We start from the raw sequence: 14,438 nt of genomic DNA, 5'->3' as shown, positions 1-14,438 counted from the left end.
GCGTCCCCGCGAATCCGTTAGCGCACCGAGGTGGTCGCCGTTAGACCGACTCGGGGCTGGCAGCGCACCTGCTCGATGTCGACTCGGACATTCTGGCAGTACCGGGTAATTCCGCGGCCGGTGTGCTCACGGAGCCCTTCGTGTGCGCCGAGCTGCTTCGTCTCCTTTCGGCCAGCCGCCTCGGGGCTGCCACGGCGCTTGCCCACACGGCTACCGTGGGGCGCGTGCCCAACTTGTATGCGACCAGCGACCTGCACGTCACGCACCGGGGTAACGAGCTCTTCGTCGACCGGATCAGGCCGGAGAGCCCCGACGACTGGCTGATCGTCGCCGGTGACGTGGCGGAGCGGATGGGGGCGGTCGTCGACACGCTCGCGCGGCTGCGGGAGCGGTTCGCGACGGTGGTGTGGGTGCCCGGCAACCACGAACTGTGGACCACCGCCCAGGACCCCGACCAGCATCGCGGCGAGGACCGTTACCACGAACTCGTGCGCCGTTGCCGTGGCATCGACGTGCTCACGCCCGAGGACGCCTTCCCGGTGTGGCCGCACGCGGACCGGCCGCTGACCGTCGCGCCGCTGTTCGTGCTCTACGACTACAGCTGGCGGGCCGCGCCCGCGGAGGGCGTGCCGATGGCCGAGGCGCTGAGGCAGGCGCGCGAAGTGGGCATCGTGTGTACCGACGAGTTCCTGCTCCACCCCGACCCGCACCCGAGCCGGCAGGAGTGGTGTGCGCGCAGGCTCGAGTACACCGAGAAGCGGCTCGCCGAGATCCCCGGCGACCACGGCACCGTGCTGGTGTCACACTGGCCGCTCCACCGTCATGCCACCGAGCCGCTCATCTACCCCGAGTTCGTGCTGTGGTGCGGTACCGAGGAGACGGCCGACTGGCACGTGCGGTACCGCGCGGAACTCGCCGTCTACGGGCACCTGCACATCCCGCGCACCACCGAGGTCGACGGCGTGCGCTTCGAGGAGGTCTCGCTCGGCTATCCACGGGAGTGGCGACGCCGCGCGCGGGGCGCGGTGCCGGTGCGGCGCCTGTTGTGACGGGGTGGGCAGCGCTCACCGGCCCGAGGAGTCGCCGGGCCCCGAGGTGCCTCCGGGACCGTGCCTGCGCAGGTAACGCTCGAACTCGGCCGCGAGCTTGTCACCGCTGTTCTCGTCGAGCACGATCTCGGCGTCCCCGCGTTCCTCGAGGCTCCGCACGTACTCGCTGACCTCCTCGTCCTCGTTGGTCATCTCGGTGACCGTCTGCTGCCACTCCTCGGCCTGCTCCGGCAGCGCACCCAGGGGGATGCGCACGTCGAGCACATCCTCCAGCTTCCTCAGCAACGCGAGGGTCGTCTTGGGCGACGGCGGGTGGGCCACGTAGTGCGGAACGGCCGCCCACACCGACACCGCGGGCACGCCGGCCTTCACACACGCGTCCTGGAAGACACCGACGATGCCCGTGGGGCCTTCGTACCGGCTGCGTTCGAGGCCGAAGCGCGCTGCCGCGTCGGCGTCGTAGGCGGTGCCACTGACCGGAACCGGACGGGTGTGCGCCGTGTCGGCCAACAGAGCACCCAGCGTGACGACGGTGGACACCCCGAGGCGGTCGACGTGTGCCAGCAACTCGTCGCAGAACGCCCGCCAGCGCATGTTGGGTTCGGGACCGTACACCAGCACGACGTCGCGGTCATAGTCCTGCGGCCTGCACACCGCGAGCCTCGTCGTCGGCCATTCCACCCGCCGCGTCACGCCGTCGACCAACCGTACGGTGGGCCGGTTGACCTGGAAGTCGTAGTAGGCGTCCGGGTCGATCTCGGCCAGTGGCTTGGCGTCCCAGTTCAGCTGCAGGTGTTCGACCGCCGTGGTAGCCGCGTCCCCGGCGTCGTTCCAGCCTTCGAAAGCCAGGATCATCACCGGCTTCGGCTCGGACCGCTCCTGTGTCGTGTCGTCGAAGGGCGTGCTCACACTCACCAGCCTACGGCGCTGTCCGGGTGTACCCCGACTCCGTCGGTGCTCGGCGTGCTTCGCCGGTACGAACGCCGCGGCGGATCGGCCGATCGCTCACCGTAGGCTGTCGTCGGACGCTTGCGAACACCCCCGCGGTGTGCCGCGCGTCGTCGGCAGGCAGTGTGGCCGGTGCCGAGACCGATCGTCGAGGACCGAGGAGAAGACGTGGACCGACTGTCCGCTGTGGACGAAGTTGCCGGTGTGCTGTGGGACATGGACGGCACGCTCGTCGATTCGGAGAAGCTGTGGGACGTCGCACTCTACGAGGCGGCGGAATGGCTGGGCGGATCGCTTTCTCCCGAGCAGCGCTCCACGCTCGTCGGTTCGAACATGATCGTCACATGCCGGTACCTGCTCCGGGTGGTCGGGAAACCGGCCGACGACGCCGCTGTGGCGGAGGTCGCCGACTGGGTACGCGCCCGGACGAAGGAGATGTTCGCCGAGGAACTCCCGTGGCGCGCCGGCGCGCACGACGCCCTCGTCGCCATGCGCGCCGCGGGTGTGCCGTCCGCTCTGGTCACCTCGACCGAACGTGAGCTGACCGAACTGGCGCTGCGCACCATCGGAGCCGACAAGTTCGACGTGATCGTCTGCGGTGACGAGGTCGACGGGTTGAACAAGCCGCATCCCGAGCCCTACCTGAGGGCCGCGCGGGCGCTCGGGGTCGACCCGGCCCGTTGCGTGGCCGTCGAGGACTCGCCCGTGGGCGCGGACTCCGCCACCGCCGCGGGCTGCACGGTGCTCGTCGTTCCCAACGAGGTCCCGGTGCCGCCCGGGCGGCGGAGGGTGTTCCGCTCCTCGCTCGTCGGCATCGACGCGGAGGCGCTGGCGGAGCTGGTGCGCTCCGCCTGAGCCGCTGTCAGGACAGCAACTCGGCCGGGATGTCGGCCTGCTTCGTGCCCACGAGAGCGACGTAGTGCAGCGGTTCGCCGCGCACGTTGAGCCGGTGCCGGTACCGCTCCGACATGCGCACGTCCAGCAGGCCGGACTCCGTCGCGCGTTCGATCAGCCGCGCGAACCCGGAGGTGTCCTCGTCCGAGAGGAACCGATCCTTGATGGTGAACGCGATCCAGCCGCCGTCGGCGACGAAGTTGAAGGCGGTCCTGAAGGCTTCGGGAGGAATGTCGCCGTAGCCGAGTGCGGCCACGCACGAGAGCGCGTTGAACTTCTGGCCCGCGAGCCTCGACCGGTCCGGCTCGGACAGCCGGGTCATGTCGACCACGAGGTAGTCGTCGTAGACCTCGGGCCGGTCGCGCAGGGCCGCCTCCCTGGCTTCCGGAATGATGTCGACGCCGACGAGATGACCCAGGCCCACCGTGCGCAGCTGCGCACCGACGAGCCCGTTGCCCGCCCCGAGGTCCAGCGCCCGCAGTGACGAAGCACTCACGTTCTCCCGCTGGAGTTGCTCTTTCAGCAGCTTGCCCACGACGTCGGGAGAGCGGCAGTCGAGAATGTCGTGGAATAGTTGTTCGTAAAGGCCCGGAATGGCGAAGATTCGATCGTAGTCGTGAAAACGGATCTTCTGCCAGGAGCCGTCGACCAGGACGGAGCAGTATTCCATGTCCTGGTCGATGCGCTCGACATGATCGGGTAACCGCACCTCAAGCTGCCCCCGCCCGGGCTTGGAACCGATCATTTCGCCGGGTAGCCTCTCGTTCTCCATACCACGACCTTTCGTAGCCGCACGATCACGAGCGGAATTCAGCAAAGTGGATTCCGTCGGCTAAGTCAACTACGCGAACCACCGCGCTGTTCCCTCCGGTACCGGGTCGCCCGACGGGAAACCGGGGGCGGATGCGAGGATCTCTGTCGTGAAGACCTTCGACGAGCTGTACGCCGAGCTGACCGAGCGTGCCCGCACGCGACCCGAGGGGTCGGGCACCGTCGAGGCGCTGGCGGCCGGAGTTCATGCCCAGGGCAAGAAGGTGCTGGAAGAGGCGGGGGAGGTCTGGATCGCCGCCGAGCACGAGTCGGACGAGCGGCTGGCCGAGGAGATCTCCCAGTTGCTGTACCGCGTGCAGGTGCTGATGCTCGGCCGCGGTGTCACGTTGGAGGACGTCTACCGGTACCTGTGAGCGGCGTCTCGCCTCACCGGGTGGCGTCGGGTGCTGCGGAACCGGTGAAGTGGACGGTGCGAGCGTGGCCGTCGCGACTGCACGACCACGCCGTCGGATTCGATCGGTCAGTGAGGAAGGACACCAACATGCTGCGGGTCGCGGTGCCGAACAAGGGAGCGCTGGCGGGGCCGGCGTCGGACATGCTCGGCGAGGCGGGCTACCGGCAGCGACATGAGCAGCGCGACCTCACCGTGCTGGACCCGGTGAACGAGGTGGAGTTCTTCTTCCTGCGCCCCAAGGACATTCCCATCTACGTGGGTTCGGGTGAGCTGGACCTCGGGATCACGGGACGGGACCTCGCCCTCGACTCGGGTGCTCCGGTGGAGGAGACGCTGTCCCTCGGGTTCGGCGGGTCCACGTTCCGCTACGCGGCCCCCGCGGGCCGCGAATGGTCGGTCGCCGACCTGCGAGGCAAACGGCTCGCCACCTCCTACCCGAGGCTGGTGCGGGACGACCTCGCCCGGCACGGCGTCGAGGCGGAGGTCATCCGGCTGGACGGTGCCGTGGAGATCTCGGTGCAGCTCGGCGTGGCCGACGCGATCGCCGACGTCGTCGGTTCGGGCCGTACTCTGCGGCAGCACAACCTCGTCGCGTTCGGTGATCCGATCTGCGTGTCCGAAGCCGTCCTCGTGCGCCGGAGGGACGGCGAGAAGTCGGCGAGGATCGCCCAGCTCGCCGCGCGGCTCCAGGGTGTGGTGTTCGCGCAGCAGTACATGATGCTGGACTACAACTGTCCGAGGGACCTGCTGGAGAAGGCCACCGCCATCACCCCGGGCCTGGAGTCCCCGACGGTGTCGCCGCTCGCGCACACCGACTGGGTCGCCGTGCGGGCGATGGTGCCTCGCAAGCAGGTCAACGCGATCATGGACGAGCTCGCCGCGGTCGGTGCGCGGGCGGTCCTGGCCTCCGACATCCGGGCCAGCCGACTCTGACGCGATACCGGCAGCACGGTGCGGCACCGCCTCGCCCGATCAGGTGGGGCGGTGCCGTTTCGGCAGCAGGTCGTAGAGTCTGCGGCGAGCACCGCTGTCGTTGGCCGACCGCGCGCTCGACACCTCGGCGATGAACTCCTCGAACACGAACTCCTGCTCGGGCGGGTTCGGCGGGGTGGCCGCGGCCGCGTTGTCGGTGTCGAGCACCAGCGCGATCTCCCGGAACGCCGCCGCCTGCGCGGTCTCCGGCGCGAACGTGGTCACCGGCACGCCCTTGGACGCGGCCTCGTTCACGACGACGCCGAGCGGAACGTGCGCCAGTACCGGAATGCCGAGGCTTTCCAGCTCGCGCAACGCCGCCGCCGCGTACGCGGACACCGGCCTGCGGTAGAGGCCGGGGACGAGACCGTGGTAGACGAGGGGCGGGCGTCCCACGGCGGCTTCGAGGTAGCTGATCTGCTCCCGCATCAGCCGCAGCGCGCGGATGCTCGTGCGGTCGGGCTGCACGGGGATGAGCACGCCGTGGCTCGCGACGAGCGCGTTGTTGGTGAGGACGTCCAACGCGGGCGGGCAGTCGATGACGACGTGGTCGTAGTTGGCGAACTGGATCACTCTCGCGAGCTGCCACCCCGGTACGCGGAACTGGTCCAGTCGCCGGATCAGGTCGAACATGCCCGGTGAGGTGGGGATCACGTCGAAGGCCCCGCCCCGGCCGACGTTGCACCGGGGATGGGGGACCACCAGTTCCTCGATCGGCCCGCGCCACGCCTTGGTGAGTGCCTTGGCGAGACTCGGTGCCTCGGGCGGTGGTTCCGGCAGCCCCAGCATCTCGGTGGTGGCGTGTCCTTGGGGATCGAGGTCGATGAGCAGCACCCTCCGACCGCGTTCGGCCAGGGCGGCGGCGGTCCCGACGCTGAGCGCCGTCTTGCCGACCCCACCCTTCTGGTTGACCACCGAAGTGATCTGCACAGTGCCCAAGCTCCCGTCTCCTGGTTTGCGAGCAGGTTAGTGGATCATCGATGCGAAGTCAGCCACTGTGTCGGCGTGAGTCGGCCAGTGCGGCCGGCCGTCAGCGATGGCGTACCAGCAGTGCCTGCGCTCCTGACGCGACCGGACCCTCGACGTCGTGCAGGGTGCTGAGGGCGACGGCGGAGCCACGCGGACCGACGGTGGTGGCGGCGTCGAGGCAGATCCACTCGCCCACGGGTTCGCGGTGGATGTGCACGGTGAGTTCGGTGTTGATGAACAGCCACTGCCGAGGATCGAGCACGTTGGACACGCCACTTCCGGAGTCGGCGACGGTGAACACCCGTTGCAGCGGGCTGGGCTGCTCGTCGTCCACCAGGGCCACGCGCTGGCGCGCCCACACCGCGGCGGGTCCCGGAGTGACGACGGCTCCCCGTGCTCTGCGCCACTCCAGGGCGTCGAGGTAACCGCCGTGCCAGCCCTCGGGCCACTCGGCCTCGGGGCAGCCGGCCACGGCCGGCAGTGGATCCGTGCTCGTCGGGGTGGCGGCCTCGGCGGTGTCGGTGGCTGCCAGGCGCCACGCCGACGCGCGAGCCACTACCCGCCCACCCGCCGACAGGGACGCCGACAGCAGCTCCACCGACCGTCCGGGCCGGGTGACCTCGGCGGAGACGGTGAGTTCGGACAGCGGCGCGGGCCCCAGGATCTCCACGGTCACTCTGGCGAGTCTGCGCTCACCGTCGTGTGGAACGGACTCCAGCTCGCGGACCAGCAGCGCCGAGGGCGGGCCGAAGTGTTGCGCGTCGGGCGTCCACGGCCCCGCGGTGTGCTCGGTGGGCAGGTACCGCCCGCCGCCCTGGGAAAGGTAGAACGTCTCCGCCATGTGTCGTCCTGCTCCGTTCGTCAGACGCGGGATCAGTCCGCGCGGTCCAGTGCCGACTCCTCGCCGGCGTCCGGTTCGGGCCAGCCCGGGTATTCCGGCGGGGTGCCGCCGTAGGACGGGCACAGGTCCTTGTGCGAGCACCACCCGCACAGCCTGCTCGGGCTCGGCCGGAAGTCCCCCGTCCTGCCCGCACGCAGAATCGCCTGCCAGATGGCTTCCAGCGTGCGTTCGAAGCGGGCGAGCTCGGCTTCGTCGGGCGTGTAGGCCAAGGCCTGGCCGTCGCTGAGGTACAGGAGCTTGAGCTGACGCGGCACGACGCCACGAAGCCGCCACAGCACCACGGCGTAGAACTTCATCTGGAACATGGCCTTCGCCTCGCCGATCTCCCTCGGCGCGGCTCCGGTCTTGTAGTCCACGACCCGGATCTCGCCGGTGGGGGCGACGTCGAGCCGGTCGATGTAGCCCCGCAGCAGCACGCCGGAGCTCAGTTCGGTCTCGACGTGCAGCTCGCAGGCCTCGGGATCGAGGGTGCGGGGGTCCTCCATCGCGAAGTAGGAGTCGAGCAGCTTCTCGGCCGAGCCGAACCACTCGGAGAGTTCGTCCGCCGACTCGGGGTCCGTGAACAGCTCCCTCCATTCCGGACTCTCCTCCGAGAGCTGGGACCAGGTGGGACGGAGAAGTTCTCTGGCGGTGCCGGCGGTGCGTTCGGCACGCGGCAACGCGAACAGGCGTTCCAGCACCGAGTGGACGAGCGTGCCCCGCACCTGTGCCTTGGTCGGCGTCTCGGGAAGCCGGTCCACGGCGCGGAAGCGGTAGAGCAGCGGACACTGCTTGAAGTCGCTCGCCCTCGACGGGGACAGCGCCGGGCGGCGTACCCCCGCGTCGGGTGCCGCGGCGCCGGTCGTCGTGGCGGCGTGTGCGGTGCCGGTGGTCGTACTCCCGTTCGCCATGCGGGGCAGCGTAACCGGACCCCACGACAACGGTGTGCGCGTGGCGTCCCGGCGCGTCCGCCCGCGTGGTGAGGGGTGATGCTCGACACGCGGCATGTAACGGCCTCCTGACACGGTCCGTTCTACCCTCTACGGGTGCGCGCGACGAGCGAGTACGCAGCCGAGCGGTCCCGGGGCCCGAGCCCCGCGGACGGCGGCATGCTGCTCTTTCGTGTCGGGGGCGTGCCGGTGCTGCTCGCGCCGTCGTGGTGGATCGGGTCGCTGCTCGTCGTCGTTCTCTACACGCCGCTGGTGTCGAGGTTGCTGCTCGGTGCCGATCTGGTGCTGTCCGCCGTGCTGGCAGGGGCGTTCGCCGTGCTCCTCGGGCTGTCGGTGCTCGCGCACGAGCTCGGGCACTGTGTGGTGGCGCTGCGCCTGGGGGTGCCGGTGCGGAGAGTTCGCCTCTTCCTGCTCGGCGGTCTTTCGGAGGTCGTGCGCTCGCCGCGTCGCCCCGGTCAGGAGGCCTTGATCGCGGTAGCGGGGCCGGTGGTGTCGCTGGTGCTGGCTCTCGTGTGCGGCCTGTTGCTGCTCGCCGTACCCGCCGACGGTGCCGTGTGGTTGCTCGTGGCGCAGTGCGCGGTGGCCAACGCCGCGGTGGGCGTGTTCAACCTGCTTCCCGGCCTGCCGCTCGACGGCGGCCGGTTGCTGCGGTCGGGCGTGTGGGCACTCCACGGCGCCCGCGCGGTCGGCACGCGGGTGGCGGTCGTGGGCGGGGCGCTGGTGGCGGTGGGACTGCTGGGCTGGGCTCTGTGGGGCATGGCGCAGGGCAGTGACGACCGTTGGCTGCGGCTCGGTGTGGGCCTGGTGACCGCGTGGTTCGTGGCGGTGGGCGCCACCGCGGAGGTCTCGTCGGACAACCGGCGGCTGTGGCCCGAGGGGCTGTCCGTGACCGACCTCATGCGCCCCGTCCTGCAACTGCCCGCCGAAAGCCCGGTGTCGGCCGCCCTCGCCGCCTCAGCGGGGCGCGGTGTCGTGCTCGTCCGCGCCGACGGCGTCGCCGCCGGGCTGCTCGACTCGGAGGCCGCCGAGCGACTGGCGTCGTCCGCCCCGCAGTCACCGGCGGAACTGGCGGCGGAACCGATCCGTGCGGAGACGGTGCTGCTCGCCTCCGACTCGCCCGACGAGATCGCCGAGCATGTCAACGAGGTTGCCACCTGGCAGTTCCTCGTCGTGGACGGTGACGGCAGACCGACTGGTGTGCTGCGCAGGGACGATGTGCACAGTGCGCTCACGGCCCACGAGGAGTACGGCGCGGGCCCCACCTTCCGGACCGGGTGACGAGCCCGCTCCGCGGGTCTGCGACCATCGCCTGCGGTTCTCGTCCCGCGGACGCGGGGACGAGTGTGGACTGGAGGTGCGGTGTCAGCAGGGCCGTTTCGCGCGGGTGACCGGGTGCAGTTGACCGATCCGAAGGGACGGCACTACACGATCGTCCTGGCCGAGGGACAGGAGTACCACACACACCGAGGGGCGGTGTCGCACGACGAGCTGATCGGTGCGCCCGAAGGGTCTGTGGTCACCTCGACGCAGGGAACCTCGTACCTCGCGCTGAGGCCGTTGCTTCCCGACTACGTGCTCTCGATGCCGCGAGGAGCACAGGTGATCTACCCCAAGGACGCCGCGCAGATCGTGATGTGGGGGGACATGTTCCCCGGCGCGCGTGTGCTGGAGGCCGGTGCGGGATCCGGGGCGTTGACCTGTTCGTTGCTGCGCGCGGTCGGGCCGGAGGGCAGCGTCACGTCGTACGAGGTGCGGGCCGACCACGCCGAGCACGCCGTACGCAACGTGGAGAAGTTCTTCGGCGAGCGGCCGTCGAACTGGACGCTGCACGTGGAGGACCTGGCCTCGCACACCGGCGAGGTGGACCGCGTCGTGCTGGACATGCTGACCCCGTGGGAGGTCCTGCCGACCGTGTCGGCGGCGCTCGTTCCCGGCGGTGTGCTGGTGGGTTACGTGGCCACGGTGACGCAGTTGTCGACGTTCGTCGAGGCGCTGCGGGAGCAGAGGTGCTGGACCGAGCCGGAGGCGTGGGAGACGCTGGTCCGGCCGTGGCACGTGGTCGGCCTCGCCGTGCGTCCCGAACACCGCATGATCGGCCACACGGCTTTCCTCGTCACCGCCAGGCGGCTCGCCGAGGGTGTCACCCCGCCCCGGCCCCAGCGCAGGCCGAGCCGGGGCTGAGGCCCACCAGCGACAAACAGCGCGCCACGGCAGGAGCCTCACGAGGCTCCGACGTGATGGCTCGAACGATCGCGGTCACCGGTCGTCACGAGACCTCAAGGCACCACTCGCCGCCCTGCTTGCGGGCCCTGATTTTCCTGTCCTCGCTATGGCTCGAATCGCTCAACGTCACCGGGATCGTCGCCGTGTCGCCGTTGATCGTCGGCTGACCGCGCCGCTCCATCTTCACGCCGGCCGGAACGTTGCTGGGGTCACCCTCGATGGTGCCGCAGGAGATGTCGTTGAGCGCGTCGACGTCCCGCACGTTGAAGGCGGTCACCGCCCTGTCCGCGAGCTCGGTCACCTGCTCCTCGTCGCTCCCGCTGGCGCCGTTCAGCAGGAGGAACGCCGTGACACCACCGCCGATCACGAGCACGGCCGCGACGACGATGCCGATGACGAGGCCGGTCTTCTTGGGCGCGGGGCCTCCCATCGGTGCGCCGCCGGGCTGGCCGAACTGCGGGCCTGCGTTCCAGGCGCCGAAAGGCTGCTGGCCGGGCTGGCCCTGGTACGGGAACGCTCCCTGGTGGCCGGGATAGGCCTGTTGCCCGGGGAATCCCTGCGGCTGGGGGTAGCCCTGTTGCCCCGGAAGACCTTGCTGCTGTGGGTAGCCCTGCTGGGCCGGGTAGCCACCCGACGGATCGGGGTAGCCCGGCTGGCCGCCCGGATACTGGGGCGGTGGAGGAGCAGTCACGTCGTCCCCTTCTCGATCGTGCCGCCGACTGTCTCGACGGGTCCGGAGAATCCTAGGGAAGGGAGTGAACGGATTTTTTACACCTCCGGGTGTCTGGTTCCCGGTCGGCCTACGGCTGTCGACGCGGTTCGTCACTGGCCGTCACCGTCGTTGTGACATGCGGATGAGGTCGGCATGGCGGAGTCACTCCGAGCGCCAGCGGGTACTCCGCCGCAACCGGACGACGCGCCGATTCCGTGACACGGATAGGGCTTTTCATGTCGGTGATCGCCGGTACCGTGGAAAGAAATGCATTCCGAGGAGGTGCCGAAATGCAACACGACCTTCCCGGAGGTCGGCACGACGAGGCCGACTCTTCAGAGATGGGCGGAGCCGGAGGCACGGACATCCCGTCGAGTGAGCAGGCGCGTCAGATTCGCTTTCTCGAGGAGGAGGTGGCGCTGCTCCGTCGAAAGCTCACCGACTCGCCCCGCCAGAACCGGGTGCTGGAGCAGCGGCTGGACGAGGCGAACGAGCGGGTGAGCCAGCTCACCGAGCGCAACAACAAGCTGGTCGAGACTCTGCGCGAGGCGCGGAGCCAGCTGTTGGCGCTGCGGGAGGAGGTCGATCGACTCGCGCAACCTCCGAGTGGCTACGGCGTGTTCGTCGCCGCGTACGACGACAACACCGCCGACGTGTACACCTCGGGCCGGAAGATGCGGGTCGCCGTGTCCCCCGCCGTCGAGGTGGAGTCCCTGCGGCGCGGACAGAGTGTCCGGCTCAACGAGGCGCTGACCGTCGTGGAGGGCGGTGGCTTCGAGAGCACGGGCGAGGTGTGCACGCTGCGGGAGATGCTCGCTCCGGACACCGAGGAGGGCAGCGCCCGTGCGTTGGTCGTCGGTCACGCCGACGAGGAGCGTGTCGTCTGGCTCGCCGATCCGCTGGCCGAGCAGACGTTGAAGCCGGGTGACTCGATCCTGGTCGACTCCAAGGCGGGCTACGCGTACGAGCGAGTGCCCAAGGCGGAGGTCGAGGACCTGGTGTTGGAGGAGGTGCCCGACGTCCGGTACGAGGACATCGGTGGCCTGTTCCGGCAGATCGAGCAGATCAGGGACGCGGTCGAGCTGCCGTTCCTCCACGCCGACCTCTACACGCAGTACCAGTTGCGGCCACCCAAGGGTGTGCTGCTCTACGGGCCGCCGGGATGCGGCAAGACGCTGATCGCCAAGGCGGTGGCGAACTCGCTGGCCAAGCAGGTCGCCGAGGCCAGGGGAGCGGCGGACGCGAAGTCCTACTTCCTCAACATCAAGGGTCCGGAGCTGCTCAACAAGTTCGTCGGCGAGACCGAGCGGCACATCAGGATGATCTTCCAGCGGGCCAGGGAGAAGGCGTCCGACGGTACGCCTGTCATCGTGTTCTTCGACGAGATGGAGTCGATCTTCCGGACGCGGGGCAGCGGGGTGTCGTCCGACGTGGAGACCACGATCGTGCCGCAGTTGCTGTCGGAGATCGACGGTGTCGAGGGGCTGGAGAACGTCATCGTCATCGGCGCCTCCAACCGCGAGGACATGATCGACCCGGCGATTCTGCGGCCGGGACGCCTCGACGTGAAGATCAAGATCGAGCGGCCCGACGCCGAGGGCGCGAAGGACATCTTCTCCAAGTACCTGACGCCCGACCTGCCGATCCACGCCGACGACCTGCGGGAGTTCGGTGGCGACCGGCAGGCCACGATCGACGCGATGATCCAGCACACGGTCGAGCGCATGTACGAGGAGACGGACGAGAACCGGTTCCTCGAGGTCACTTATGCCAACGGGGACAAGGAGGTGCTGTACTTCCGCGACTTCAACTCCGGGGCGATGATCCAGAACATCGTGGACCGGGCGAAGAAGTCGGCGATCAAGTCGGTGCTGGAGACCAAGCAGCCCGGTTTGCGGGTGCAGCATCTGCTCGACGCCATCGTGGACGAGTTCGCCGAGAACGAGGACCTGCCCAACACCACCAACCCGGACGACTGGGCACGGATCTCGGGTAAGAAGGGCGAGCGCATCGTCTACATCCGCACGCTCGTCACGGGCAAGAACCAGGAGTCGGGCCGCGTCATCGACACGGCGACCAACACCGGCCAGTACCTCTGAGCCGAGACCCGGGCTCCCGCGGCGTACACCGCCGTGGGAGCCCTGTCGTGCGGGACGACACGCACCGCGCGAGCACTGGAGTAATACGTATAACGACCTATACGCTGGGGCTCATGGCAGAGGAGACACCACCCGCATCGCCGGAACCGCCGCGAGCGCCCGTCACGGCCGCCGACGTGCTGGCGTGGCTGGAGGAGACCGCTGAGGCGGTGCGTTCGGGAGAGTTGGACGCGCCCGCGCTCATCGACCTGCTGGGGCAGTTGCGGCAGGCGTCCACCGCGTGCGCGAACGCCTCCGACTGGGCCCTGCTCGCCGCCAGGGAGGCGGGGGCGAGCCTGCGCCAGATCGCGCCCGTGTTCGGCAAGGGCTACGTACGCGCGCCCGCGGCTCGCCTGGAGAAACTGCATCGTGAGGTGTTGTCGTCCGAGCAGTTCCTGGAACTCATGCGGCGGCGCATGGGCACGGGGTGACGACTACGGTGACGACCATGGAGCCTGTGGACACCGTGGCGCGCACGGCCGTGGGGCTCGCGGCGATCGGGAGGCCGGCCTACATCAACCTCGGCCGTACCGCGGCCCTGCCGGCCGATCGTGACGTGGCCGCCCTGCGCGAGCGCACCTTCACCGTGCTGGACGCGGCGTACGCCGCCGGTGTCCGGCGGGTGGACGCCGCGCGGTCGTACGGGCGTGCGGAGGAGTTCCTCGCGGCGTGGCTGGCCGACCGGCGCCCCGTCGACGTCGTCGTGTCGAGCAAGTGGGGCTACGCCTACGTCGGTGACTGGCGGCTCGACGCCGAGGTGCACGAGGTGAAGGAGCACTCCCTGGCCCGTTTCCGGGTCCAGTGGGAGCAGACGCGGTCGCTGCTGGGCGACGCCGTGTCGCTGTATCAGGTGCACTCCCTGACCCAGGACAGCCCGTTGTTCGACGACCGCGCGTTGCTGGAGGCCTTGGCCGCTCTGGCGGAGTCGGGGGTGCGGGTGGGGTTCTCCACCTCGGGACCGAAGCAGGCCGACACGGTACGCCGGGCTCTGGAACTGCGCGTGCACGGCAGTCCGGTGTTCACCGCCGTGCAGTCGACGTGGAATCTGCTGGAACCGTCGGTGGGCCAGGCGTTGCGCGAGGCGCACGAGGCCGGTGCTTTGGTGCAGGTGAAGGAGACACTGGCCAACGGCAGGCTCGCGGTGGACCCACCCGCCGCGCTGGTCGAGGTGGCCCGGCGGCACGGCGTGGGGAGCGATGCGGTGGCCCTGGCCGCGGTGTACGCCCAGCCGTGGGCCGACGTGGTCCTGGTGGGGCCCGCGAGCACGGACCAGTTGCGGTCGAACGTCGCGGGCGCGGCACTCACGCTGGACGCGGATGCCCTCGCTGAGCTCGGCGAACTGGCGCGGGCCCCCGAGCGGTACTGGGCGGAGCGGTCGGCGCTGGCGTGGCGGTGACCGGCCGTCGCGGTGTGGTCGGAAACGGTGTAATTCGCCCCGTACCGCTTTTCGGCGGGGATTTTGTGCGCGTGACCCGTAG

The 14,438-nt window shown here is 69.7% G+C and carries 15 protein-coding genes; 9 read left to right on the top strand and 6 right to left on the bottom strand.

Going from position 1 to position 14,438, the window contains the following annotated elements; translation table 11 throughout:
- The first annotated feature begins 224 nt into the window (after window positions 1–224).
- A complete protein-coding gene (locus SACCYDRAFT_RS14315; protein ID WP_043537295.1) occupies window positions 225–1,049 on the top strand; it encodes a metallophosphoesterase family protein in 825 nt (274 codons plus the stop codon).
- Window positions 1,050–1,064: 15 nt separating this feature from the next.
- Here SACCYDRAFT_RS14315 and SACCYDRAFT_RS14310 read toward each other — a convergent pair whose 3' ends face one another.
- Window positions 1,065–1,958, bottom strand: a complete 894-nt coding sequence (locus SACCYDRAFT_RS14310; RefSeq protein ID WP_005457136.1) for a PAC2 family protein — start codon at window positions 1,956–1,958, stop codon at window positions 1,065–1,067.
- Between the two features lie 207 nt (window positions 1,959–2,165).
- Here SACCYDRAFT_RS14310 and SACCYDRAFT_RS14305 point away from each other — a divergent pair, with 207 nt between their 5' ends.
- Entirely contained in the window at window positions 2,166–2,852 is a 687-nt protein-coding gene (locus SACCYDRAFT_RS14305) for an HAD family hydrolase (protein ID WP_005457132.1), read from the top strand.
- Between the two features lie 7 nt (window positions 2,853–2,859).
- Here the strand turns inward: SACCYDRAFT_RS14305 and SACCYDRAFT_RS14300 are convergent, their stop codons facing one another.
- Window positions 2,860–3,663, bottom strand: coding sequence for a class I SAM-dependent DNA methyltransferase (locus SACCYDRAFT_RS14300; RefSeq protein ID WP_005457130.1), 804 nt, complete (start codon window positions 3,661–3,663; stop codon window positions 2,860–2,862).
- A gap of 148 nt (window positions 3,664–3,811) precedes the next feature.
- On the opposite strand from SACCYDRAFT_RS14300, the gene SACCYDRAFT_RS14295 reads away from it, so the two are divergent.
- On the top strand, window positions 3,812–4,075 hold the full coding sequence (locus tag SACCYDRAFT_RS14295) for a phosphoribosyl-ATP diphosphatase (protein ID WP_005457128.1): 264 nt from the start codon (window positions 3,812–3,814) through the stop codon (window positions 4,073–4,075).
- 128 nt (window positions 4,076–4,203) lie between these two features.
- Window positions 4,204–5,049: an ATP phosphoribosyltransferase gene (hisG, locus tag SACCYDRAFT_RS14290; protein ID WP_005457127.1), complete on the top strand. Its 846-nt coding sequence runs from the start codon at window positions 4,204–4,206 to the stop codon at window positions 5,047–5,049.
- A gap of 39 nt (window positions 5,050–5,088) precedes the next feature.
- On the opposite strand, the gene SACCYDRAFT_RS14285 is transcribed toward hisG, so the two are convergent.
- The 3 genes from SACCYDRAFT_RS14285 to SACCYDRAFT_RS14275 form a co-directional block, all read right to left on the bottom strand.
- Complete coding sequence (locus SACCYDRAFT_RS14285; protein ID WP_043536493.1) at window positions 5,089–6,018, bottom strand: ParA family protein; 930 nt, start codon at window positions 6,016–6,018, stop codon at window positions 5,089–5,091.
- A 100-nt stretch (window positions 6,019–6,118) separates the two neighbouring features.
- On the bottom strand, window positions 6,119–6,898 hold the full coding sequence (locus tag SACCYDRAFT_RS14280) for a thioesterase family protein (RefSeq protein WP_005457125.1): 780 nt from the start codon (window positions 6,896–6,898) through the stop codon (window positions 6,119–6,121).
- Window positions 6,899–6,930: 32 nt separating this feature from the next.
- Complete coding sequence (locus SACCYDRAFT_RS14275; RefSeq protein WP_043536491.1) at window positions 6,931–7,848, bottom strand: RecB family exonuclease; 918 nt, start codon at window positions 7,846–7,848, stop codon at window positions 6,931–6,933.
- Window positions 7,849–8,046: 198 nt separating this feature from the next.
- Here SACCYDRAFT_RS14275 and SACCYDRAFT_RS14270 point away from each other — a divergent pair, with 198 nt between their 5' ends.
- Complete coding sequence (locus tag SACCYDRAFT_RS14270; protein ID WP_005457123.1) at window positions 8,047–9,165, top strand: site-2 protease family protein; 1,119 nt, start codon at window positions 8,047–8,049, stop codon at window positions 9,163–9,165.
- An 81-nt stretch (window positions 9,166–9,246) separates the two neighbouring features.
- On the top strand, window positions 9,247–10,068 hold the full coding sequence (locus SACCYDRAFT_RS14265) for a tRNA (adenine-N1)-methyltransferase (RefSeq protein ID WP_005457122.1): 822 nt from the start codon (window positions 9,247–9,249) through the stop codon (window positions 10,066–10,068).
- 85 nt (window positions 10,069–10,153) lie between these two features.
- Here SACCYDRAFT_RS14265 and SACCYDRAFT_RS14260 read toward each other — a convergent pair whose 3' ends face one another.
- Window positions 10,154–10,801 carry an Rv0361 family membrane protein gene (locus tag SACCYDRAFT_RS14260; protein WP_005457121.1) on the bottom strand — a complete coding sequence of 216 codons (648 nt, stop codon included), beginning with the start codon at window positions 10,799–10,801 and terminating at the stop codon, window positions 10,154–10,156.
- Window positions 10,802–11,112: 311 nt separating this feature from the next.
- On the opposite strand from SACCYDRAFT_RS14260, the gene arc reads away from it, so the two are divergent.
- The 3 genes from arc to SACCYDRAFT_RS14245 all read left to right on the top strand — a co-directional run bounded on the left by arc (window position 11,113) and on the right by SACCYDRAFT_RS14245 (window position 14,356).
- On the top strand, window positions 11,113–12,921 hold the full coding sequence (gene arc, locus SACCYDRAFT_RS14255; protein WP_005457115.1) for a proteasome ATPase: 1,809 nt from the start codon (window positions 11,113–11,115) through the stop codon (window positions 12,919–12,921).
- Window positions 12,922–13,034: 113 nt separating this feature from the next.
- On the top strand, window positions 13,035–13,391 hold the full coding sequence (locus SACCYDRAFT_RS14250; RefSeq protein WP_043536489.1) for a hypothetical protein: 357 nt from the start codon (window positions 13,035–13,037) through the stop codon (window positions 13,389–13,391).
- Between the two features lie 17 nt (window positions 13,392–13,408).
- The gene (locus SACCYDRAFT_RS14245) at window positions 13,409–14,356 is read left to right on the top strand and encodes an aldo/keto reductase (RefSeq protein ID WP_005457110.1); all 948 of its coding nucleotides are present in this window, start codon (window positions 13,409–13,411) and stop codon (window positions 14,354–14,356) included.
- Window positions 14,357–14,438 lie beyond the last annotated feature (82 nt).

This window comes from Saccharomonospora cyanea NA-134, from assembly GCF_000244975.1.
Lineage (GTDB): Bacteria > Actinomycetota > Actinomycetes > Mycobacteriales > Pseudonocardiaceae > Saccharomonospora > Saccharomonospora cyanea.
The sequence above is the reverse complement of the archived record's forward strand: the minus strand, read 5'-3'. Positions and strand labels throughout refer to the sequence as shown.

What these genes read in the sequence shown, in the direction of transcription:
- SACCYDRAFT_RS14300 (WP_005457130.1), bottom strand. Translation starts at nt 3,663, where the DNA reads ATGGAGAACGAGAGGCTACCCGGCGAAATGATCGGTTCCAAGCCCGGG.
- SACCYDRAFT_RS14245 (WP_005457110.1), top strand. Translation starts at nt 13,409, where the DNA reads ATGGAGCCTGTGGACACCGTGGCGCGCACGGCCGTGGGGCTCGCGGCG.
- SACCYDRAFT_RS14250 (WP_043536489.1), top strand. Translation starts at nt 13,035, where the DNA reads ATGGCAGAGGAGACACCACCCGCATCGCCGGAACCGCCGCGAGCGCCC.
- SACCYDRAFT_RS14280 (WP_005457125.1), bottom strand. Translation starts at nt 6,898, where the DNA reads ATGGCGGAGACGTTCTACCTTTCCCAGGGCGGCGGGCGGTACCTGCCC.
- hisG (WP_005457127.1), top strand. Translation starts at nt 4,204, where the DNA reads ATGCTGCGGGTCGCGGTGCCGAACAAGGGAGCGCTGGCGGGGCCGGCG.
- SACCYDRAFT_RS14275 (WP_043536491.1), bottom strand. Translation starts at nt 7,848, where the DNA reads ATGGCGAACGGGAGTACGACCACCGGCACCGCACACGCCGCCACGACG.
- arc (WP_005457115.1), top strand. Translation starts at nt 11,113, where the DNA reads ATGCAACACGACCTTCCCGGAGGTCGGCACGACGAGGCCGACTCTTCA.
- SACCYDRAFT_RS14270 (WP_005457123.1), top strand. Translation starts at nt 8,047, where the DNA reads ATGCTGCTCTTTCGTGTCGGGGGCGTGCCGGTGCTGCTCGCGCCGTCG.